At 58.2% G+C, this 22,649-nt stretch carries 17 protein-coding genes; 7 read left to right on the forward strand and 10 right to left on the reverse strand.

Annotated elements, in window-relative coordinates:
- The first annotated feature begins 7 nt into the window (after nucleotides 1–7).
- The 4 genes from GJQ55_RS00260 (at nucleotide 8) to GJQ55_RS00275 (ending at nucleotide 5,255) form a co-directional block, all read left to right on the forward strand.
- Nucleotides 8–1,522: a YifB family Mg chelatase-like AAA ATPase gene (locus tag GJQ55_RS00260; protein ID WP_228345513.1), complete on the forward strand. Its 1,515-nt coding sequence runs from the start codon at nucleotides 8–10 to the stop codon at nucleotides 1,520–1,522.
- Nucleotides 1,523–1,581: 59 nt separating this feature from the next.
- Nucleotides 1,582–1,770 carry a hypothetical protein gene (locus GJQ55_RS00265; RefSeq protein ID WP_228345514.1) on the forward strand — a complete coding sequence of 63 codons (189 nt, stop codon included), beginning with the start codon at nucleotides 1,582–1,584 and terminating at the stop codon, nucleotides 1,768–1,770.
- A gap of 101 nt (nucleotides 1,771–1,871) precedes the next feature.
- Nucleotides 1,872–3,899 (forward strand): DNA helicase Rep, encoded by a 2,028-nt coding sequence (gene rep, locus GJQ55_RS00270; protein ID WP_228345515.1) that lies wholly within the window; start codon nucleotides 1,872–1,874, stop codon nucleotides 3,897–3,899.
- A 192-nt stretch (nucleotides 3,900–4,091) separates the two neighbouring features.
- On the forward strand, nucleotides 4,092–5,255 hold the full coding sequence (locus GJQ55_RS00275) for a hypothetical protein (protein WP_228345516.1): 1,164 nt from the start codon (nucleotides 4,092–4,094) through the stop codon (nucleotides 5,253–5,255).
- On the opposite strand, the gene GJQ55_RS00280 is transcribed toward GJQ55_RS00275, so the two are convergent.
- Both GJQ55_RS00280 and GJQ55_RS00285 read right to left on the reverse strand, forming a co-directional pair.
- Nucleotides 5,252–7,411: a putative bifunctional diguanylate cyclase/phosphodiesterase gene (locus tag GJQ55_RS00280; protein WP_228345517.1), complete on the reverse strand. Its 2,160-nt coding sequence runs from the start codon at nucleotides 7,409–7,411 to the stop codon at nucleotides 5,252–5,254. The two genes, GJQ55_RS00275 and GJQ55_RS00280, sit on opposite strands and share 4 nt — an antisense overlap.
- On the reverse strand, nucleotides 7,408–8,076 hold the full coding sequence (locus GJQ55_RS00285) for a histidine phosphatase family protein (RefSeq protein WP_228345518.1): 669 nt from the start codon (nucleotides 8,074–8,076) through the stop codon (nucleotides 7,408–7,410). The genes GJQ55_RS00280 and GJQ55_RS00285 overlap by 4 nt, the downstream gene beginning before the upstream one ends.
- Before the next feature lie 253 nt (nucleotides 8,077–8,329).
- Here GJQ55_RS00285 and GJQ55_RS00290 point away from each other — a divergent pair, with 253 nt between their 5' ends.
- Together GJQ55_RS00290 and GJQ55_RS00295 are read left to right on the forward strand one after the other, a co-directional pair.
- Nucleotides 8,330–12,106 carry a response regulator gene (locus tag GJQ55_RS00290; protein ID WP_228345519.1) on the forward strand — a complete coding sequence of 1,259 codons (3,777 nt, stop codon included), beginning with the start codon at nucleotides 8,330–8,332 and terminating at the stop codon, nucleotides 12,104–12,106.
- Nucleotides 12,103–13,164, forward strand: a complete 1,062-nt coding sequence (locus tag GJQ55_RS00295; RefSeq protein WP_228345520.1) for a response regulator — start codon at nucleotides 12,103–12,105, stop codon at nucleotides 13,162–13,164. Before GJQ55_RS00290 ends, GJQ55_RS00295 begins: the two co-directional genes overlap by 4 nt.
- A gap of 23 nt (nucleotides 13,165–13,187) precedes the next feature.
- Here GJQ55_RS00295 and GJQ55_RS00300 read toward each other — a convergent pair whose 3' ends face one another.
- Entirely contained in the window at nucleotides 13,188–14,417 is a 1,230-nt protein-coding gene (locus GJQ55_RS00300) for a hypothetical protein (RefSeq protein ID WP_228345521.1), read from the reverse strand.
- A 259-nt stretch (nucleotides 14,418–14,676) separates the two neighbouring features.
- Nucleotides 14,677–14,790, reverse strand: a complete 114-nt coding sequence (locus GJQ55_RS13425; RefSeq protein WP_420907146.1) for a PIN domain-containing protein — start codon at nucleotides 14,788–14,790, stop codon at nucleotides 14,677–14,679.
- Between GJQ55_RS13425 and GJQ55_RS00310 the strand changes: the two genes are divergently transcribed.
- Nucleotides 14,776–15,360 (forward strand): hypothetical protein, encoded by a 585-nt coding sequence (locus GJQ55_RS00310; RefSeq protein ID WP_228346797.1) that lies wholly within the window; start codon nucleotides 14,776–14,778, stop codon nucleotides 15,358–15,360. The genes GJQ55_RS13425 and GJQ55_RS00310 overlap by 15 nt on opposite strands.
- Here the strand turns inward: GJQ55_RS00310 and GJQ55_RS00315 are convergent, their stop codons facing one another.
- From GJQ55_RS00315 to GJQ55_RS00340, 6 genes are all read right to left on the reverse strand, one after another.
- Nucleotides 15,361–16,281: a hypothetical protein gene (locus tag GJQ55_RS00315; RefSeq protein WP_228345522.1), complete on the reverse strand. Its 921-nt coding sequence runs from the start codon at nucleotides 16,279–16,281 to the stop codon at nucleotides 15,361–15,363.
- Between the two features lie 533 nt (nucleotides 16,282–16,814).
- Nucleotides 16,815–18,629, reverse strand: a complete 1,815-nt coding sequence (gene glmS / locus GJQ55_RS00320; RefSeq protein WP_228345523.1) for a glutamine--fructose-6-phosphate transaminase (isomerizing) — start codon at nucleotides 18,627–18,629, stop codon at nucleotides 16,815–16,817.
- Between the two features lie 2 nt (nucleotides 18,630–18,631).
- Nucleotides 18,632–19,423, reverse strand: coding sequence for a DeoR/GlpR family DNA-binding transcription regulator (locus GJQ55_RS00325; protein ID WP_228345524.1), 792 nt, complete (start codon nucleotides 19,421–19,423; stop codon nucleotides 18,632–18,634).
- 78 nt (nucleotides 19,424–19,501) lie between these two features.
- Nucleotides 19,502–21,124, reverse strand: a complete 1,623-nt coding sequence (locus GJQ55_RS00330) for a GGDEF domain-containing protein (protein ID WP_228345525.1) — start codon at nucleotides 21,122–21,124, stop codon at nucleotides 19,502–19,504.
- 68 nt (nucleotides 21,125–21,192) lie between these two features.
- Nucleotides 21,193–21,987 carry an endonuclease/exonuclease/phosphatase family protein gene (locus tag GJQ55_RS00335; RefSeq protein ID WP_228345526.1) on the reverse strand — a complete coding sequence of 265 codons (795 nt, stop codon included), beginning with the start codon at nucleotides 21,985–21,987 and terminating at the stop codon, nucleotides 21,193–21,195.
- On the reverse strand, nucleotides 21,984–22,622 hold the full coding sequence (locus GJQ55_RS00340; protein WP_228345527.1) for a thiol:disulfide interchange protein DsbA/DsbL: 639 nt from the start codon (nucleotides 22,620–22,622) through the stop codon (nucleotides 21,984–21,986). Before GJQ55_RS00340 ends, GJQ55_RS00335 begins: the two co-directional genes overlap by 4 nt.
- Between the last annotated feature and the right edge of the window lie 27 nt (nucleotides 22,623–22,649).

Below are 22,649 nucleotides of genomic sequence, written 5' to 3' on the forward strand. Positions count from 1 at the left end.
ATGCTCTATGTCGCTTGCCCGAATTTACACCCGCGCCATGGCGGGTATCGATGCGCCGCCGGTGGTGGTGGAAGTGCACTTATCCGGTGGATTGCCCTCGCTCAGCCTGGTCGGGTTGCCGGAAACGGCGGTGAAGGAAAGCAAAGACCGGGTGCGCAGTGCGCTGCTGAACAGCGATTTTGAGTTTCCCGCCAAACGCATCACCATCAATTTATCGCCGGCCGATCTGCCCAAAGAGGGTGGCCGTTACGATCTGGCCATTGCGCTGGGCATTCTGGCGGCGTCGGAGCAGATTCCCGCAACGTTGCTGGAGCAGCATGAGTTTATTGGCGAGCTGACCTTAGGCGGCGAGCTGCAGCGGGTGCCGGGTGTATTGCCGTGCGCACTGCACAGTGCCAAAGCCGGGCGCACGCTGGTGTTGCCAGTGCAGAACGCCGGCGAAGCGGCGTTGTGCCATCAGGGTGAATTCCGCGCCGCCAGCAAACTGCGTGAGGTCACGGCTTATCTGCAAGGACTGCAGGCGTTAACCGTGATTGAGCGCGCGGAGCCGGCAACACCGGCACAATGGCACAGCGCAGATCTGAGTGATGTGCGCGGCCAGCCGCAGGCGCGGCGGGCGCTGGAAATCGCCGCCGCTGGCGATCATAACCTCTTGTTTATCGGCCCGCCGGGCACCGGCAAAACCATGTTGGCCAGCCGCTTGCCGGGCATTCTGCCGCCCATGAGTGAAGAAGAAGCACTGGTGTCGGCCTCGGTGTATTCCATCAGCAATCAGAGCAGCGACTGGCAGCAGCGCTGGCGGGTACGGCCCTTCCGTGCGCCACACCACACGGCGTCTGGTGTGGCGCTGGTGGGCGGTGGCTCATCGCCTAAGCCGGGGGAAATATCGCTGGCGCATGGCGGCGTGCTGTTTCTTGATGAGCTACCGGAGTTCAGTCGCAAGGTGCTGGACGTGCTGCGCGAGCCGCTGGAAAACGGCCGCATCGTCATCAGCCGCGCCAACCGCTCCATGACCTTTCCGGCGCGCTTTCAGCTGATCGCTGCCATGAACCCGTGCCCCTGTGGCTATTTCGGTGACCCGTCCGGGCGCTGCCATTGCACCAGTGAACAAATCCGCCGCTATCAGGGCCAGACCTCCGGCCCGCTGCTCGACCGTATTGATCTGCATGTGGAAGTGCCGGCGCTGCCGCCGGCGTTGTTGCAGCAGGCGCCGCCCGGCGAAAGTTCGGCCACGGTGCAGGCGCGGGTGATGGCGGCGCGCCAGCGTCAGTGGCAACGCCAGGGCTGTGCCAATGCCGCGCTCGATCCACAGCAGCGCGGGCAGTTCTGTGCGTTACAGCAGGCCGATGAAGACTGGTTTCTGAACGCCATTGAAAAGCTGCAGCTGTCGGCGCGCGGTTACCACCGCTTGCTGAAAATTGCCCGCACCGTGGCGGATTTGAATGGTGACGAATGGATTGCCCGGCCGCACCTGTTGGAAGCGCTCAGTTACCGCAGCCTGGACCGCTATCGGCCGGGCTGATGCCGGCCTTTGCATAACCCACACAAGCTGCCAAACTGAGTTGCAACAGGAGAACAACCATGAATAAACAACTGATTATCTTTTTACTGGTGTTGGCCGCGATGGTAGGTGGCATGCTGTATTACCATCAGAGCACCCCAAACCCCTATAACAGCCCGGTCTTCTTTGGTGAAGAGGCCCGCGACTCCGAGCCGGATATGGGGAATAAGCCCAGCAAAATGGCTCAACCCGGCCGCCCGGCGAACTGAGCCACACGAAAAACCCACCGCTCTTTTTCGCCATCCTTTATCCATCGGTTCCCTCACCGGGCAGAGCTGCTAAAATGCCGGCCCGCTAGTGAGGTAACCCCGTGGTCGATTTAAGTCAGCTCAATCCCCGTCAGAAAGAAGCCGCCAAATACGTGGACGGCCCGCTGCTGGTGCTGGCCGGTGCCGGCTCGGGCAAAACCTCGGTAATTACCCGCAAAATCGCCTACCTGATTGGTGTGTGTGGTATCAAGCCGCACCACATTGCCGCCGTAACCTTCACTAACAAAGCCGCCCGCGAGATGAAAGAGCGGGTGATGGCGCTGGTGGGCAAAGGCGGAGCCAAAGGCCTCACGGTATCGACCTTTCACAATCTGGGTCTGAACATCATCCGCCACGAACTGCTGGCGGCGGGTTATAAAAACGGCTTTTCGATTCTGGATCAGGACGACTGCAAAGGCATTCTGCGCGACGTGATGATGCGCGAGCACGGTGACGACGGCGATATGCTGGAGCTGGTGCAGAACGCCATATCCAACCTGAAAAACGACCTGATCGCCCCGCAACAGGCCATCAACATGGCCGGCAGCCCGCAGGAGCAACTGATCGCGCAAACCTACGCCGTGTATCAGCGCATGCTGAAGGCCTACAACGCCGTCGATTTCGACGACCTGATCATGGTGCCGACCGTGCTGTTCCGCGATAACCCCGAGGTGCTGACGCGCTGGCAGAAGAAAATCCGCTACCTGCTGGTGGACGAGTATCAGGACACCAACACCAGCCAGTACGAGCTGGTAAAACTGCTGGTGGGCCACCGCACCGGCCTGACCGTGGTGGGCGACGACGACCAATCTATTTACGCCTGGCGCGGTGCTAAACCGGAAAACCTGTCGCTGCTGAAAAAAGACTTCCCCACGTTAAAAGTGGTGAAGCTGGAGCAGAATTACCGCTCCACCGGCCTGATTCTGAACGCGGCTAACCGCGTGATTGATAACAACCCGCACGAGTTTGAAAAGAAACTCTGGTCCGACATGGGCTACGGCGACCCGATCAAAATTCTGAAATGCCGCAACGACGAAGTGGAAGCCGAGCGCATCGCCACCGAAATTGTCGAACGCCGTCTGCGCTATGGCTGCGGCTATCGCGACTTTGCCGTGCTGTACCGCGGCAATCATCAGTCGCGCGCCATCGAAATGAAGCTGCAGGCCTATCAGGTACCGTACAAGCTCAGCGGCGGACAGTCGTTTTTTGGCCGCAACGAAATCAAAGACATCATGGGTTACCTGCGGCTGATTATTAACCCGGCCGACGACGCCGCGTTTCTGCGCATCATCAATACGCCGCGCCGGGAAATCGGCCCCAGCACCATTGAAAAACTGGGCGAGTACGCCGCCATGCGCGGCACCTCGATGCTGGCGGCGGTGGAGGAAATGGGGCTGGAGCAGCAGCTGATGCCGAAGGCGCTGGATCGCCTGCGCCGCTTCCGCCACTGGCTGGATGGCATTACCCGCAACGCCTACACCGATGACCCGGTAGCGGCGGTGAAGGAAATGATCACCGACATCGACTATGAAAGTTATCTGGCGCAAAGCTCCGGCACGCCGAATCAGGCCGAGCGGCGCATGAAAAACGTCTGGTTCCTGGTCGACTCCATCAGCAAGATGATTCAGAAGGCCGACGAGCTGGGCGACGAATGCACCATTGAAGATGCGGTGTCGAAACTGATTCTGCGCGACATGCTGGAAAATCAGGAACAGGAAGACGAATCCGATCAGGTGCAGCTGATGACTCTGCACGCCTCCAAAGGTCTGGAGTTTCCGCACGTCTACATCATGGGCATGGAAGAAGAGCTGATGCCGCACCGCAACAGCATTGAAGCCGACACCATCGAAGAAGAACGGCGCTTAATGTATGTGGGCATTACCCGCGCCAAGCGCACCTTAACCCTCACTTACGCCGGTAAGCGCCGCCAGTTCGGCGAAGCCATGGACACCACGCACTCGCGCTTCCTCGACGAACTGCCGCCGGACGATGTGGTGTGGGAAGGCAAAACCGAAGTGTCGGTGGAAGAGCAGAAGCAGCGCGGCAAAGAGACGTTAAGCAGCCTGAAAAATATGCTGGCCGATTTCTGAGTTACCCGCAGCCTGCACCCGCGCTCAACAGCGCTTGCCGCTGGCATTTTCTGGCGCAGCTGCTTTGCTGTTAAGACAACGGCAACGCCCATCCGGTTAAACATCGTTACATTCTGCTGGTATTCAGTCCGGGCTTTTTTTGCTTAGATGCGCCACTTTATGACCGGATGGTCAGTTTTTACGGGTAATCTTATGCAACGACTTGCAACGCTTACAGGCCAGAGCGCGCTTATGCTGGCGCTGCTGACCCCGCTGGCAGTACAGGCCGTGGATCAGACCCTGGATGAGCGCGTCAGTGCGCTGGAAGATCTGCGCATCAGTGGCAGTGTGCGCTTGAATTACACCGTGCAGGACTGGAATGACGCTCAGACCGACCGGGGCGGCGATTTCCGCTTTAATGCGCTGACACTGGGCATTGATACCCTGCACCGCGCCGTGCGGTTATCGGCCCAGTACCGCTGGTACGATGCCGCCAACGGCGCCATGGTTCACCATGCTTACTTTGCCACCGACCTGACCGAACAGACCGAAATTCAGGTCGGCATCACCAAGGTGCCCTTTGGCATTCTGCCCTACGAATCGCACAGTTACTGGAGCGATGCCAGCCTGTATCTGGGCTTTAACGATGATTACGACAGCGGCGTAAAAGTGCTGACCAAAGCGGGCCGCTGGGATCTGCAGGCGGCCTATTTTGCCAGTGGTGATGCCTCGCCCACCGATCCGCAACGTTTTTCGTTTGATGTGGTGTCGGACACCAATAATGGCCCACAGCAGAATCAGGAAACCCATCAGCTGAACCTGCGGGCGGCCTACGCACTGCAGGAGCGGGCGGAAGCCGGGGTATCCGTGCAATACGGTGGCTTATACAACCAGACCACCCGGGGAATGGGCTCAGTAGCGGCAGCGGCACTGCATTACACCGCCAGTTATGGCCGTTTCGGGGTGGAAACCCAGCTGATGCGCTATATCTACAGTGCGGAAAACCCGGCCGGCGTCAGCCGTTCGTCGGTACAGCTGGGTGGTTTTGGTGCTACCTATCTGGCCGCGGCCAAAGCCAATATGGTGGTGTTTAACCTCAGCTATGATCTGCCCTGGGAGGGCGGCATTGTGGATCAGGTGCGGTTGTATAACGACTGGAACCGGGTTTACAAAGACCATGCCGGCTTCAGTGATTCCGAGATCAACACGCTGGGCATCATGGTGGTGACCGGCGAGCTGTACACCAACTTCGATATTACCAGCGCCAGGAATGTGCCCTTTATCGGCCCCGGCGACTATAAAACCGCCTTTGCCGCCGGCGACGGTGCGCGCGGCACGGATACCTTTTTCAACATTCAGCTGGGTTACTATTTTTAAGCCGGCTGGCTGGCGTTATGGTGCTGCAGGCACCACTGTTCAAAATGCGCCAGCGGCACCGGAGCACTGAATAAGTAACCCTGATAATGGCTGCAGCCCAGCAACGCCAGATTCTGCTGCTGGCTGCGTTCTTCCACACCCTCGGCGATCACTTCCAGATGCAGCGCCTGCCCCATGGCAATAATGGCGCGCACAATGGCCGGGTCGCTGTCGCCACTAAGCAGCCCCTGCACAAAAGAACGGTCAATTTTTAACTGGTCCAGCGGCAGTCGCTGCAGATACTGCAGTGAGGCGTAGCCGGTACCGAAATCATCCAGTGAAAACTGCACGCCCAGCTGTTGCAGTTCCTGCATGCGGGCAATGGTGTCTTCCATATTGTGCAGCAGGGTGCTTTCGGTCAGCTCCAGCTTCAGGCGGTGTGGGTTAGCGCCGGTGGCGTGCAGAATATCCGCTACCTGCTGCACAAAGCCGGCTTCGCTGAATTGCCGGGCGCTGACGTTGACCGCCAGGCTCAGTTCCGCCAGCGCCGGATCCTGTTGCCACTGTGCCAGTTGTGCGCAGGCTTGTTCCAGTACCCATTGGCCGATACCGATAATCAGGCCGGTTTCTTCCGCCAGCGGAATAAAATCCATCGGCGGAATCAGGCCCCGTTGCGGATGTTGCCAGCGCAGCAGCACTTCGGCGCCATCAACCTTATCGTTATTGCCTACCTGTGGCTGGTAATACAGCACCAGCTCATCGCGTTCAGCCGCCTGGCGCAGCTCCAGCTCCATAAATGCCCGTTCTTCCAGCCGTTGCTGAATGCCGGCATCGTGGAAGCGGATAATGCCACGGCCCTCGGTTTTGGCCTGATACATCGCCGCTTCGGCAAACTGCAGCGGTTGCTCTGGCAGTTCCGGCGGTTGCTGGATCATGCTGATGCCAATGCTGGCTGAGATGTACAGGGTAATGTCCTGCAGCTGCACCGGAGCCTGCAGACAGCCAGCCAGTTCCTTGGCCAGCTGGCGGGCTTGCAGGGCTGCGTCGCGGCTGTTGCCATTTAACCCATCCAGCAGCAGCACAAACTGATCGCCGCCCAGACAAGCCAGAGTGCCATGGTCCTGCAACTGCGCCGTAAAGCGGCCGGTTACTTCGGCCAGCAACTGGTCGCCGAACCGGTGACCATGCAGATCGTTAATGGTTTTGAAACCATCCAGATCCAGCAGCAGCAGTGCTGTCCAGGTGTTGTTTTTTTGCCCCAGCGCCAGCGCATGTTCCAGATGTTCGGCCAGTAAGCGCCGGTTCGGCAGGCCGGTCACCGGATCATAAAATGCCAGTTCAAAGGCTTTCTGCTCGGCGGCACGTTGGCGCTCAATGGCGTTACGGAACTTCAGCAGGGTACCGGCAATGCCGGCCAGTTCTCCCTGACCATGCTGCATGGCTTCAATCTGCGGCAGGGGGATTTCCTGTTGTTCGCTGCGGCTGAGGGTGGTTAAGGCATCGGCAATCTGCAGTATTTGCGTGCTGGCCCGGCGTGCGACCAGAAAGGCGACCGAAAACAGCAACAACAGCGATAACAACCCGGTGATCAGCACTTGCCACAGAGCGTTATTAACCAGCGCATTCTGCTCAGTCGTGCGCACTTGCGAACGTTCGGCCAGACGGCCGGACACAATGCTGGTGTAGAGCGAAAACTCGCGGAAGTGGGCGGCGGCCTGGCTGATAAATTCGTCGGCGACCTGCGGATCAACGGCAATGACGTCGGTCGCCATAATCACAGAATGACGATAGGCGCGGAATTCTTCCTGTAGCTCATGAGCGCTGTTGTGATTGGCGGAAATCATCAGCTCGGAACCGGTCAGTTGCTGCACCAGGCCGTCCAGTTGTTCCAGCTCATCGACAATGTTCCGGTGTTGGCGGTACAGCTGCAATTCGTCCAGGTTATCCGCCATGGCGCCGCGTAAGGCGCTGATGGTGGCGTTATGAACTTCGTTGATGCGGCGCGAAAAATCCGCCATCCGGGCGATCACTTCAAGATCCGCATGCTGGGCGGCGCCGGAGGTGGCGAAGTGCCCCCGAATGTTGTGCAGCGACAGCAACACAATGACGGTTGCCAACAGCACCACCGTGACCACAGGTAACAACAACAACAGGCGCAAACGGTGGCTGGCTTTCATCGCAGCGTATTCTCCGTTTGCCATTGTCGCAGCAGCTCTGGCCAGTGTGCCGGTGGAATACTGGCCAGATACTCAAAGCGTCCCTGATCGAGCGGCCGGAACAGAATCAGCGTGCCTTCTTTGGGTAAATAATCCATCAGCTCCGCGATATTCGGGCCATGGGCAACCACAATGCGGTTAGTACCCATGGGGCTTACCGGTTCCGACAGATGCAAACGGGTGCGCTCAACGGCGGGTTTGCGCTCGGCGGCAGGCATGGCGGCGGTGTAGCGCAGGTCAATATCGATAGCAATGGCATCGCCAAATACCCGCTGGGCACTTTCCCGGGCCCGGCAGAACGGACTGCTGATGACGCTTTGGTAGGGAATATTCAGTTGAGTGACATACTGGCCAATGTTATCCAGCGTCTGCCGACCGGCATCGGTCAGCGGACGCTGACTGCTGCAATCATTCAGATTGACCGGAATCTGGTCTGGGATGCGGGCATCGGTACGGCCATGGCGCATATAGATCACCAGTCCGCCCTGTTGCAGCAGGGCTATATGCTGCGGGCTGGCGGGTATTTCAATGAAACCGGCGCTGGCCACCCCTGACAGCGTACACGCAAGCAATACAGCAACCTGCCGGCCAAGACGGAACAGGTATTGGATGGTGTTAACGGTCATAAAGTGTGAACTGCTTCCGCTTCTGACAGGGGTGTAATTAATAGCAGGATGGCAGAAATCTACAAGCCATCATTAGTTGTATGGGATTAATTTTCATGCTGGCTGAATGATTGGCATATTGTGTCCAGCAGAAACCGGCGTAAGACTGGTGCCGCGGCAGTGCGCTACACGAAGCTGTGCTAGTGTTTCAGGCACCGTAAATAAAACCTTGGTGCTGAACGTGCGTCTGCAGAGATCCGGAAATCTGTTAACCGTGTTGGTGATTCTGTTATTGGCGTTAGCCTGTCTCAGTGTCGGCCTGGCGCTGGTGTTTAACCGCGAGCATCGCGACACCTCGCAACAGATGCACGACGTACTGGATTCCCTCAGCCAGCTGCAGGCCGCTACCCACGCTCTGACACAAGCCGTCCACAGCTATGTGGTGACCAACGGCGAAAATTATTACCAGAACTACCTGTATGAAAAGACGGTCTCCCGGCGCGCCGAGCTGGCGTTGCAAGAGTTTGTGACGCACAGCCTGAGTAGCGGGGAAATGAATCTGCTGCTGATCATCAAACAGCAAGCCCAGCAAGCTGAGCATCTGGAGATGGACGCGTTACTGGCGGCCCGGGAAGGACATTGGGAGCAGGCGGTGCAGCTGTTGTTCGGCGCAGAATACCAGCGCGCTTCGACCGCAACGGTCGGCGCCTTACAGGAATTACAAACGTCCGTGCGCAATAGTACCGAGCAGCGCGTCAGCGTACTGGAATACCGCTCTCAGGTTGCCGGAACCGTGGCCCTGGTGCTGGTACTGATCAGTCTGCTGCTGGTGTTGCTGGTACTGCGCGGGTTCTTTTTTAAGCGGGTACTCAGCCCGGTACTGCAACTGACCGGTGCCGTTCATCGCGGCGCCTGGGAAGAAGCCAGTGAGCATTCGGCGCAGCGTAATGATCCGGAAGAAATCCAGGAACTGGCCAGTGCTATCCGCCATACCGGTACGGTATTGCAGCAACTGGAAGCCGAGCGGCAGCGTTTCAGTGATGCCGAACGCTGGTACCGGCAAATTATTGAATTTGCGCCGGATGGCATGCTGGTGGTGGATGATCAGGGTGTGGTTGTTATTGCCAACCCCAAAGCCCATCAGCAATTTGGTTATCAGCCGGGCCGCCTGATTGGCCTGCGGGTAGAAGAACTGATGCCGGCTGCCGCGCGTGAACGCCATGTGCAGTACCGTGAAGCCTTTATGCGCAGTAATGCCCAGCGGGCCATGGACAGCGTAAATGGCGAGTTCCGTGCGCTGCACGCCGATGGTCATGAGTTTCCGGTGGAGCTGGGGCTTACCCGTTTGCCGCAGATTGCTGATCGGCTTGAATCTACCTGTGTCACGGTGCGAGATATCACCGAGCGAAAACAATACGAGCACACCATTGCCGACCAGCTGGAGTTTCAGCGGGTACTGCTGGATACCCTGCCGTATCCGGTGTTTTTCAAAGACAGCGATGCCCGTTATCTCGGGTTTAACCAGGCCTTTCTGGAGTTTTTTGGCGTCGAACGAGAGTCGCTGATTGGTAAAACCGTACTGCAGTTTATTGCCTTGCCGGCGCAGGAGCGGGTGGAATATCAGGAAGCCAACGAACGTGTTCTGCAACACGGCGGTACCTATATGGCCGAAATGCAGATTCCGGATGCCACCGGCGTGGTGCACCCGGTGCTCTATTCTCTGGCCAGCTATTCCGGTAGCGATGGCCGTATCGCCGGTGTGGTCGGCACCCTTATTGATATTGCTGCGCAAAAAGAAGCGCAACGCGCCCAGGAAGAAGCGCGGGCGCTGGCCGAAGACGCCACCCGCCTGAAGTCAGACTTCCTTGCCAATATGAGCCATGAAATCCGTACCCCGATGAATGTGATTATGGGGATGGCGCATCTGGCATTGAGTACCGGGCTGGATAAGCGCCAGCGCAACTACGTGGAAAAAATCAGCACTGCGGCGCAGGGGTTGCTGGGCATTATTAACGACATTCTGGATTTCTCGAAAATCGAAGCGGGCAAAATGCATTTTGAACGGGTCGATTTCCTGCTTGAAGACGTACTCAGTGGCCTGGTGGATCTGGCCATGTTGCGGGCACAGGAAAAAGACCTGGAACTGTTGTTCGATATTAATTCCGAGGTGCCGACCGGGCTGATCGGTGATCCGCTGCGCCTGAGTCAGATTCTGAATAACCTGCTCAGCAACGCCATTAAGTTCACCCAACGTGGTGAAATCCGCCTGTCGATCAGTACCGAGCAGCGGCAGGACAGTCAGGCCTGGTTGCGGTTTGATGTTACCGATACCGGTATTGGTATGAATGAACAACAGCTGCAGCAGTTGTTTCAGGCCTTTACCCAGGCCGATTCGTCTACCTCGCGGCAGTTTGGTGGTACCGGGCTGGGGTTGGCCATCAGCAAGCGGCTGGTGGATTTAATGGGCGGTGAAATCGGTGTGGATTCGGAACCCGGTATCGGCAGCACCTTCTGGTTCCGGGTACCTCTGGGTGTGCAGGAGCGGCAGCGCGAGCTGCAGGTTGACGATAAAGACCTGACCGATATCCGCATTCTGGTGGTGGACGACAACGCCAGTGCCCGGGAGATTTTCCAGACCATGCTGCAGTCGCTGCATTTTAGTGCCGATGCCGTGGCCGATGGCGCGACCGCTCTGCAGCGTCTGCAGGCGGCTTGTGCGCAGGGACAGCCCTATCAGTTGCTGCTGCTGGACTGGATGATGCCGGGCATGGATGGGGTAAATCTGCTGCAACAGCTGATGACGGCTCTGCCCGCCGAACAGCGCCCCCGAATTGTGATGGCGACCGCCTACAGCCGTGATGACCTGCTGGAACAGCTGCAGGATTTACCCGTGGCGGCGGTGCTGGAAAAACCCGTAACCCCATCCGGTTTGCTGGACGGTATTCTGCAGGCCTTTGGTCGTGACGGCGTGCGCCGTACCCGTAAACGTCAGCGCGCCGACCAGTCGGCCGGCGCCCGCGCGGCCCTGCGTGGCAGTCACATTCTGCTGGTGGAAGATAACGAGCTGAATCAGGAAATGACGGTGGAAATTCTGGCCCAGGCCGGCATTCATACTGACGTTGCCAATAATGGTGCTGAAGCCTTATCGCTGGTGGCGCAGCGTCCGTATGACGCCGTACTGATGGATTGTCAGATGCCGGTGATGGATGGTTACGAAGCCACCCGGCGTATCCGTGCCCAGGAACGTTTCCGCTCGTTGCCCATTCTGGCCATGACCGCCAATGCCATGGAGGCCGATAAAGAGCGCTGCCGCGAAGCGGGCATGGATGACCATATTACCAAGCCGCTGGATGTGCAGCAGCTGTTTATGACGCTGCAGCGCTGGATCCGTAACCCAGCGGCGGCGGTCACACCGGCGCTGCCGGTTATTGATGACGCGCCGTTGCCTCATATCGCCGGATTACAGCTGGAGGTCGCCTTACAGCGTCTGGGTGGTAACCGTGTTTTGTTGCGCAAATTGCTGCAACGCTTCCACGACAGTCAGGCGGGTGTGGCGGCGCAGATCCGCAGCGCGCTGGCCAGGGCCGAACAGGAAGAAGCGGTGCGCCTGGCGCACACACTGAAAGGGCTGGCCGGTAATATTGGTGCGCATGACCTGATGCATCTGGCGGCCGAACTGGAAGCCGCCTTGCGGCATCAGCAACAGGATCAGGTTCCCGCCACGCTGGCAGCCGTAGAAACCGGTGTTGCGGAGCTTATCTCGGCTTTGCAGATGCATCAGGTTGCCGCCGCCGCCGATGTTAACAGCCCGTCAGGTGTGGTTGTTCCGGCATCTGTGACTAACGGCTTGCGGGAGCTGCAACGGTTGCTGGCCGATGACGATGGGGCCGCCGGTGAACAGTTAGCGGCGTTGATGCCGCAGCTGGAACAGGGCGGGCTGGCTGAGTTCGCGGCGGCACTGCAACAGGCTGTTGATCGTTATGACTATGATCAGGCCTTACAGCAGCTGCAGCGGATACTGGGGTCTGATACGACCGGAGGTGAAGAATGACGGACCATTCTGCTGATCATTCTGCGGACCATCGCCACACCATCCTGCTGGTGGATGACGTGGCCGAAAACCTGGATATTCTGAACGCCGTGCTGCGCCCGCATTACCATACCCGGGTGGCGCTGAACGGCGACAAAGCACTGAGCATTGCTCACAACCACCCGCCGGACCTGATTTTGCTGGATATCATGATGCCGGGCCTGTCCGGTTATGACGTCTGCGCACGGCTGAAAGCCAACCCGGATACCCGCGATATTCCGGTGATCTTTATCACCGCCATGAGTGAAGTGGAAGATGAACAGCACGGCCTGGCGCTGGGGGCGGTGGATTACATCACCAAACCCATCAGTCCGCCGCTGGTGTTGTCCCGGGTAAAAACCCATCTGGCTCTGTACGACCAGCACCGCGAACTGATGCGGCTGGTGCAGGAGCGCACGGCGCAGCTTTATGGCACGCGCCAGCAGATTATTTACCGGCTGGGCCGGGCGGCGGAATTCCGTGACAACGAAACCGGCAACCACATCCTGCGCATGAGCCATTTCTGCCGACTGATCGCTCGCGAAGCCGGCCTGGGTGAGGCCTCGGTGGAATTATTGTTTAACGCCGCCCCCATGCACGATGTTGGCAAAATCGGTATTCCCGACCGCATCCTGCTGAAACCCGGCAAACTGGATGCCGATGAGTGGGCCTTTATGCAGAAACACAGTGAAATCGGCGCCGAGATTATCGGCGAGCACGACGATGAACTGCTGCAAATGGCGCGTCTTATTGCGCTGCACCATCACGAAAAATGGGACGGCAGCGGTTATCCGGCCGGGCTGGCCGGGGAGAATATTCCACTGCCGGCGCGCATCGTGGCGCTGGCCGATGTGTTTGATGCCCTGACCAGCGAACGCCCTTACAAACCGGCCTGGCCGCTGGAGCGTGCGGTCGTTTTTATTGAGGAGCACAGCGGTACCCATTTTGACCCCGGTCTGTTGCCGGCTTTCCATAACGCACTGCCGCAAATGCTGGAAATCCGCGCGCAGTTTGCCGACCAGCCGCATCCGGAGGGTTAACCTCCGGATGCCGGCACTCAGCTTCAGAACGTCGACCCCATATTGATGCGGAAACCGTTCAGATCGCTGCGGTCGGTCAGCATATAGCTGGCCCCCAGCTTAAAGTTAAAAAACGAATCGGCACGATCCTGCAGGGCGATGGCGCCGCCGATTTCATGGCTGCGGTCGGAATACAGTTCGTCACCGAAGAAACGGGTGACGGTGTAGAACAGATCCACATGACCACCCCAGGATGTCGGTTTGCTGCTCCAGATCAGACCGTTGGTCATAATGTTATTGGTCAGTTCCGGGTTAATAGCGAGCTCGCCGGCACTCAGTTCCGCACTGCGGGCATGGGTGAGCGAGTTACCAAAACGGAACTGCTGGCCGGCCAGGGTGAAGTCGTAGCGGGTGGTGAACGAGACCGTGTGCATCGCCGCCGCATTACCCAACTCTACTGAGCCGATCACGCCGTACGCATAAGCCGGAGTAAAGGACAGTTGTTGGGTGGCTGGAACACTGTAGGCAACGCCCAGCCCGACCCCATACGTTTTGGCCTCACCGTTGGTTTCGGCGTACGACAGCGGTAGCTTGAACGTCAGCTTATGACCGGGCGCCGAATCAAAATTAACGGTGTAGGACAGCGGCGCATTCAGGGTTTTTACCTCGTCATCATCCACCTGATAACTGCCGAACATTACGCCTAAATACGCCTTGTTATTGGTGTCGATATTCACGCCGGTGTTGTTATCACTGACCACATCCTGATAAGCCCCCGCGGCCATGGTGGACATTAAACTGGACGGGTTACCGGCGACCGGATCGGTGGGCGACACGGCCACCAGTTCACGGCTGATGCGGTTGAGAATATCGTCACCCTCGGCTTTCAGAAAATCGCGCAACTGGTCATTACTTTCAGAACGGGTAGCACCGGCAAAGGTTTTGTCGATACCCAGTGAATCCACTTTAAAACGCAATGCGGTTGAGTTGGCGGAATAGCTCAGGGTCATCGGCAGACCGCGGTAGTTCAGTATCCCCAGAGCATCGCTGGTGTCATTAAAATCGAAACTGAACTGCCGGTTCAGGTTGTTATCATCGAAGGCGTCGATCAGCGCTTCGGCAGAGTTAAATGAATCCTGATAAGTTTCACTGCCGCTGGACACTTCAATATCAAACAGCGCTGCCTGCGCAGGCGCCGCCAGCAGAAAGGTGGTGGTGCACAGCAAGGCCGGCGACAGAGAACGTAAAAACAGGGACGGGGAAAACACTCGCATCAGCAGCCCTCAGCAGTCAGCAGACTGCAGCAATGATCATTCAAAAAGCGGAGCGGATTTGTCGTTCCTCTCCACCACCAGAATATGCGGTGTAATACGCCAAAGGCTACGGCCTGACTTGATCCGCGTCAGCTGAGTGGCAAATATTGCTTTCGGGAGTTCGCAGGCTGACAGGCATCAGATCAGCGCATGAATCAGAGTGTTTATGTTCGCGGGTATCCGGGTGAAGGATGGCGTCGTGGCGTTACTCTGCTAAGGGTCAACCGTGTTGGCTGGCCCAGTCTTCAACCCGCAGACCGGGAACGCGCTCAAATTCGCGGACGTTATTGGTGACGATAATCAACCCCAGGCTACGCGCATGGGCGGCGATCATCTGATCATAGGGGCCGATGGGCTTACCGGTTCTGACTTGCCCGGTCCGCAGCTGACCGGTATGCGTAGCGGCCAGATCGTCATAGGGTTCTTTATGGGGGTGACGTTTAACTGGGTGGTTGGCCACTGGATTAACGTGACGATCATGCCGGCACATAACATTCAGAACTCAGATACATGGTTCCACCTAACGCAGATTGGCGGCTTGCTGCTGGTGTTCTCTGGTTTGCACCTGTTTGCGGCGTATAAGTCATTCTCCCTAACCTGGGAACTGCCGAATGCGATTCTGCGCTGGATGGGTATTCAGGATCACCAAGACCTTGGAGAGCGTGAAGGTAAAGAGAACATCGTGGCGCTGGGTATGGCGGGCGGCCGTGGCATGAGTCCTGTTATGGCCGGTGGCAAGGGGCAAGAAGGTGGCGGTGGCGGTGGCGATGGCGGTGGTAAGGAACCGAACAAGTTGAGTGACGATGATGGCGGCGAAGTTGATCCCAATACGGACAAAACACCACCGGGGGCCGGGCCGGCTTCGACCAATGAGGCAGATCAGGCTGACCCGAATAAACAGTAATCAGAAAAACCAGTTCGCCCCGTTAGCTCTGCCGTAGCCGGTTAAAACTCCGGCTGCGGTGCCTGCCCGGTAGCAATCGGCCTTTTTGCCGGTTTCGATATTGATACCGAAGTCCCGCGCCAGCCGACCGGCTGGCAGGTGCAGGTCAAACCGCTGATCCGGGTGCAGCTTGCGGGTTTCGGCGGAGGACGGGAACGGAACGCCATCGCTTTCATCAATACCAAACACTATCCGGCCATTCCAGTAGTCAAAGCGTTCCTGCTCAAAGGCATCACGCACGGTTTCGCTTTCTTCGTAGTTCATGGCCCGCTCACGCAGGGCATGGTACTCGCTGGATTCCTTAACGAACGCATCCAGCAGCCGGCGACCCCGCAGCTGGGCCGTTTCCGGGGTAGGGTTCAGCATGGCCGCAGTGACCAATGCGCCGAACTTCGCCATCACTTCGTTATGCAGGCACCAGTCAAACCATTCCATCCGGCACAGCAGGCGCAGGTTGATGTACTGGCGATCTTCAAAGCTGATCTGCTTGGCCTGGGTATGACGGTTAGAAAGATTGCCAAAAGCCAGACCGGCATAGTTCCATTTGCCATCCGTGAGTTGCGCCAACAGCTGAAAGCGGAAGCGCAGCAGTTCCATCGCCATATTGTTGGTGTAACCAGCCACCACCACACCCCGGCCTGCCACCATGCCGGCCTCGTTGGCATCTATCAGCAGGTCGTAGAGGTGGTTAAAGTCATCCACCAGCCCGTTGTAATCATCCAGCAGTTCTTTGTTCCGGGCTTTCAGTTTGCTGGCGTGACGCCGCCAAGAATCCAGATCATCTTCCAGCACGGAAATGTTATGAGCCGCGACACGGGCCTCTTGGCGCAGCTGGCCTTCACGAATCCATGCGCCGGTATTCAGGTCAGAGGGTTTGAACATGGGTTTTCCTTATCGGCTGTTCCTTGGCGCAAGAATACCATTGGTGCCAATGAGCACCAGAAATGAAAACGGGTTTTGTCGATACTCTGGTGTGAACAAAACCCGTTGATGATCAAAAAACAGGAAATATGATCGACAAATCCATCTGGCGACAAGGGTATGAAGGCCACCTGTATTGGATGCAAGGTCACCTGCATTTGAATCGAGGTCACCTGTATTTGAATCGGCTACGGCAAACTTATCGAGCCTATTATGCTGCTCGAGTGACCATTTACCTGACGTTTTCCTTCCTGCTGAACTTGTAAGTAATCCTTACAGGTTGCGCTCCTATCAAGCTCGCCTTCTTCATAGACCGAGCGGATATGCTGCGTAATCGCTTGCGGTGTGACCTGATAGAGTTCGGCCATCATCGCCTGCGACAGTCACAGGGTATCGCCGGCAAAGCGACACTCAATCCGCACCCGGCCATCGGCGGAGGCGAACATGAGAAATTCCCCTTGTGGTGCCTGCGGCAGGCTTTGATCGCTCATGCGTTATTCCACGGTAACCGACTTGGCCAGGTTGCGCGGCTGGTCCACATCGGTGCCTTTGATCACCGCCACGTGGTAGCTCAGCAGTTGCAGCGGCAAGGTGTAGAGCACCGGGGCGATGATGTCGTCGCAGGCTGGCATCGGCAGCACGACCATGTTGGACTGCGGCTCAATGGCGGCGGCTTCGCCGGCAAACACGAACAGTTCACCGCCACGGGCGCGCACTTCTTCAATGTTGGATTTCAGTTTTTCCACCAGATCGTTGTGCGGCGCGACCACCACAATGGGCATTTCGGCGTCGATCAGGGCCAGCGGGCCGTGTTTCAGCTCGCCGGCGGCGTAGGCTTCGGCGTGGATGTAGGAAATTTCTTTCAGTTTCAGCGCCCCTTCCATGGCGATGGGGTACTGGTCGCCGCGGCCAAGGAACAACGCGTGGTGTTTTTCGGCAAAGCGTTCGGCCAGCTGCTGAATATCGGCGTTCATGCCCAGTGCCTTGTCGATTAAGCCCGGCAGGTGGGTTAAGGCATCGGTCAGGCGTTTTTCGGTGGCGCTGTCCATGCCGCGGCCACGGCCCAGCGCAGCGGTGAGCAGCAGCAGGGCAACCAGCTGGGTGGTGAAGGCTTTGGTGGACGCCACGCCGATTTCGGCACCGGCGCGGGTCATCAGCGCCATATCGGATTCACGCACCAGCGACGAGCCGGGCACGTTGCAGACGGTGAGGGTTTTGCTGAAGCCCAGTTCTTTGGCCAGCCGCAGCGCGGCCAGCGTGTCGGCGGTTTCGCCGGACTGGGAAATGGTCACCAGCAGGCTGTTCGGGCGCACCACGGATTTGCGGTAGCGGAATTCGGAGGCGATTTCGACGTTGCAGGCAATGCCGGCCAGTCCTTCTATCCAGTAACGGGCGGTCATGCCGGCGTGGTAGCTGGTGCCGCAGGCGATGATCTGTACCTGTTCGATGCCGCTTAAATCGCCCAGCGCTTCCAGATTCAGCTGGCCGTTAAACAGCCGACCTTCCAGTGTATTGGCGATGGCCTGCGGCTGTTCGTAGATTTCTTTCAGCATGTAGTGGCGGAATTCGCCTTTGTCGCCGGCGTCGTGTTCAACGGTGGATTCCTGCGCCTCGCGTTCGGCCGGCTGGTTGTTCAGGTCGTACACGCTGATGCCATCGCGGCGGATTTCGGCCACATCACCTTCTTCGAGGAAGGCGAACTTGCGCGTTACCGGCAGCAGTGCCAGCTGGTCGGAGGCGACAAAGTGTTCGCCGATGCCAAAACCGATGACCAGCGGGCTGCCGGAGCGGGCGACGATCATGCGTTCAGGCTGTTTACGATCGACCACCACCATGCCGTAAGCACCGTGCAGCTGGGTGCGGGTGGCCATCACGGCGTCCAGTAACGACGACGCGGTTTTCAGTTCGCGCTCAACCAGATGGGCGATCACTTCGGTGTCGGTCTGGGAGGTGAACACATAGCCCTGGGCCTGCAGTTGGCGGCGCAGCACTTCGTGGTTTTCGATAATGCCGTTGTGCACCACGGCAATGTCGCCGGAGACGTGCGGGTGCGCGTTGGCTTCCGACGGTTCGCCGTGGGTGGCCCAACGGGTGTGGGCAATACCGGTGCCGCCCGGCATGGGGTAGGTGTGTACGGCATCGGCCAGCGCCTGCACTTTGCCCAGGCGGCGGGTGCGGGTCAGCTCGCCGGCACCATTGATAATGGCCAGACCGGCGGAATCGTAGCCGCGGTATTCCAGTCGTTTCAGGCCTTCCAGCAGAATATCGGCCACGTCACGTTGCGCCACGGCGCCTACGATGCCACACATAGTTATGCTCCTTGATGGGGGCCGGCGATGATGACGCGCACGCCCTGTTGTTCGATTTGGGTTTGGTGTTCCGGGCGCAGGCGGTCATCGGTGATAAGGATGTTCACCGCGCTCCAGGGTAATTCGAGGTTCGGAATGCGCCGGCCGACTTTGTCGGCTTCGGCCAGTACCACCACTTCGCGGGCCGCTTCCGCCATCACGCGGCTGAGGCTGAACAGTTCGTTAAAGGTGGTGGTGCCACGCTCCAGGTCGATGCCATCGCAGCCGATAAACAGCTGATCAAAGTCGTACGAGCGCAACACCTGTTCGGCAATCTGGCCCTGAAACGATTCGGAATGCGCATCCCAGGTACCGCCGCTGAGCAGCAGGGTGGGTTCGTTCTCCAGTTCGCGCACGGCGTTGGCGACGTTCAGCGAGTTGGTCATTACCACTAAGCCGCGTTTGCTGTGTAAGGCCGGAATCAGGGCGGCGGTGGTGGTGCCGAAGTCGATAATGATGCGGTTGTGGTCGCGGATCAGAGCGGCCGCTGCGCTGGCAATGGCTTGCTTGCGTTGCGAAATGTTTTCTTTCGGTTCGCTGTGGTCATCGGCACTGGTCAGTTCCGCCGGCAGCTGCACAGCACCGCCGTAACGGCGCAGCAGCAGGCCGCTTTGTTCCAGTGTGGACAGGTCTTTGCGGATGGTAACTTCGGAGGTTTCAAAGCGCCGCGCCAGTTCATCGACCTGCACCTGCCCCTGCTCGTTTAACAGAGCGAGGATGCCATGGCGGCGTTGCACGGTGTTGCGTTTGGGCATGAATTGGCCTGTTTAAGTTTCGTTCCGAAAGAATGGGGCGGAAATCTATCAGAACGAAACAAAAAAGCAAGTTACCGCTCAGGCCATGCAGCTGCGGTTGCGGCCTTCATGCTTGGCTTTGTACAGCGCTTTGTCGGCGCGCTCAAACACCGTATCCGGCGATTCCAGTGAATGAAATTCGCTGATGCCGAACGACAGGGTGATGGGCACCCGTTCTTTGCGGAAATTGAAGGGGCTGTTTTCGACGGTCTGGCGCAGTTTTTCAGCGGCCAGCAGGGCCCCTTCGGCATTGGTTTCCGGCATCAGAATAACGAACTCTTCACCGCCGTAACGGGCAATAAAATCGACATCACGCAGGTTTTTACGCAAAGAGCGGGCAATCAGTTGCAGCACTTTGTCGCCAGCCAGGTGGCCATAGGTGTCGTTAATGCTTTTGAAGTGGTCAACGTCACACACCACCAGTGACAGTGGGCTGCCATAGCGGTGACGGCGGGCCAGTTCTTCTTCCAGTTTTTTCTGGTAGGCATCGCGGTTGGGCAGGCCGGTTAAGGTGTCGTGGCTGGCGCGGCGGCGCTGTTCTTCAATGGCGATGCGGCTGTCGCTGACTTCCTGTTCCATTTCATTCAGGCGCTTTTGCAGCAGTTCCAGCTTTTCGGCCAGCCGCTGTTCGCGTTCATCTTCTTCGCGCTGGTATTTGTCCATCGCTTCCACGATCAGCATCAGGTGGTCACGGACGCTGACGCCCAGTTCACCCAGATCACCGGAACCGGTCACTACGGAGCGGATATCGGCAATTTGTTCCCGCACCATGTTGTCGAGGGCTTCCCGCGCTTGTTTGCGGTCGGCCTGACCGGCGCTGGCCTCGCTGACCAGTATGCGGATGGCCTGCAGGCGCTGGTCCAGGCTGTGCAGAAAATTTTCCAGCTCGGCCTGGCTGTTGCCCAGACACTGCAGCAGGAATTCGGTGGTGTCTTCCAGCAGCGGCACCAGCTCAAACCAGTTGAGGCCTTGTTGTAAGCGCTGTTGCAGACTTTGTGACTGGTAATTCAGACGCTCCGGCACCACCAGCTGGGCCAGCAGGTTCAGCAGGGTGTCTGAGACGTCCTGAGCAATATGAGAAAAGCCCGGTTCGCTGGCGTCGGCTTCTTTGGCGATGACTTCTTCAGCGGGCTGTTCCGCCGGTTTGAACCAGCGCTGCCACCATTTGCTTTGACGGGCGTCTTCATGGCCTTCGAGGGTGGCGATTTCGCCGACAATCTGAATCCAGTTCTGTAACTGACGGATATAGCCTGACCAGTGTTTCAGTTCGCTGCCGGCATTTTTCTGCACGTCTTTAATGCGTTTCTGCAGTTCCCGGGGCAGCGGGCATTGGCCAAGCTTCTCCGCTGCATCGCTGATCTGGCCCAGCAGCACTTCGGCCTGAGCCAGGTTCAGGTCTTCATACTGGTGCACGGCGCGTTCCAGATCGTCCAGAATGCGGTGCAGTGTACTGCCGTTTTTCAGGGCGTTGCGCAGATCGTGCAGCGAGCTGTCGATCGTGCCGGCCTGTCCTTGCGCCAGCAGGGAAACCATTACCAGGCCACGACGCATCTGCTCGTGCTGGTGTTCCTGATTGCGTTTCAGTTTTTCATGCCGATCCAGCAGGTCGAGGTATTTGTCGCGCCAGCGGCGGGTGGCTTCAGCACCTGATCCTTCAGTCATCGGGTTCCCCGCAGTTCAGCCATAAAAAAATTGTGGGCATAGTATAGGTGAAGTTGCTGGCGGTGAAATCAGCCAGACAGCCCCGGCAGGATTATTTCTGCCGCTACCGGCAAATGATCGGACAGCGGATGGTCAATAACGGCAATGCGCTGCAGCGCAATGGAGTCGGACAGCAGAATATGGTCCAGCCCACGCTGCGGACGCCAGCTGGGGTAGGTGGCGCGGGCGGTCAGCGGATGCAGGTTCAGATGCTGCAGCGGGCTGTGGCGCAACAGTATTTCGGCTTCCTGATTCAGGTCGCCCATAATCACCAGATGCTTGGCGTGCCGGACTTTTTCGCACAGAAATTCCAGCTGGCCGAACTGAGTGCGTTTGCCCAGCGCCAGATGCGTGATGGCGACGGTTAGGGCATCGTTACCTTCGCCAAAGGTCAGCAACATCAACCCTCTGCCGGGCAATAATCCGGGCAGCTGGAATTGTTCCACCTGGACGGCCGGCAAGCGGGTTAAAACCCCGTTACTGTGCTGGGCAAACTGCCCCAGATTGCGGTTAACCTGTTGATACCAATGCGGAAAACCGGCTTCGGCGGCCAGCCGGGCGACCTGATTCTGCTGGCGGCTGCGCCAGCTGCCAGCATCGGCTTCCTGTAAGGCGACCAGGTCAAAATGGCTGACCAGCTGGGCAATGTGTTGCAGGGCGGCATCCCGGTTGCGGCTGGGGAGCAGATGCTGCCAGCTGCGCAGCAGGTAATGATGGTAAGCGGCGGTCTGGATGCCGACCTGAATATTGAAGGAGAGTAAGCGAAGGGTGTTGGCGGCGCGGGGCGCCGCCGTGAATTCCTGCAGGGTACAGAAATCGCTCATTTGCCTTTAAGAGCGGCGCGTTCCACTGCGATCAGATGGTCCACTACGCGCAGCATGGCTTCCATACCACCGGCGCTGCCGGAATCAACCACGTACTTACCTTGCACAATCAGCGCCGGAACGCCGTTGATGCCAAAGGCACGGATACGCTGGTCGGCTTGCTTCATGCGGGTTTTTACCGCGAAGGATTCGTAGGCTTTATCAAAATCAGATTCGCTGACACCGGCCTTGCTGACCAGAAAATCACGCTGATCGCCACGGCTCAGCAGCGGCTGACGCTCAAGGTTGATGGCGCGGAAAATCGGCGTATGCATCTGTTCCAGCACGCCCAGCACATCGGCCACATGGTACAGCTGTGCGTGGGCAACCCAGGCGCGGCCGAACATGGCCGGCACGCCACTGAACTGTACATCAGCCGGCAGGGTTTTTTTCCACGGGGTAATCACATCTTCTAAGCGGAAGCAGTGCGGGCAGCCGTACCAGAACGCTTCTTCAACGTGTACGCGGCCATCGGCAGGCACGGTAACGGCCTGGGGCAATACTTTGTAATGTTGACCGGCCTGGAATTCTGCGTGGGCGGTGACCGAAAACAGCAGGGTGGCAGCGGCGAGCCACTGAATCAGCTTGGACAGCATGGATAACTCCGTCGGTTTGTTAAGTTG

This window comes from Venatoribacter cucullus (assembly GCF_016132445.1).
GTDB lineage: Bacteria > Pseudomonadota > Gammaproteobacteria > Pseudomonadales > Oceanobacteraceae > Venatoribacter > Venatoribacter cucullus.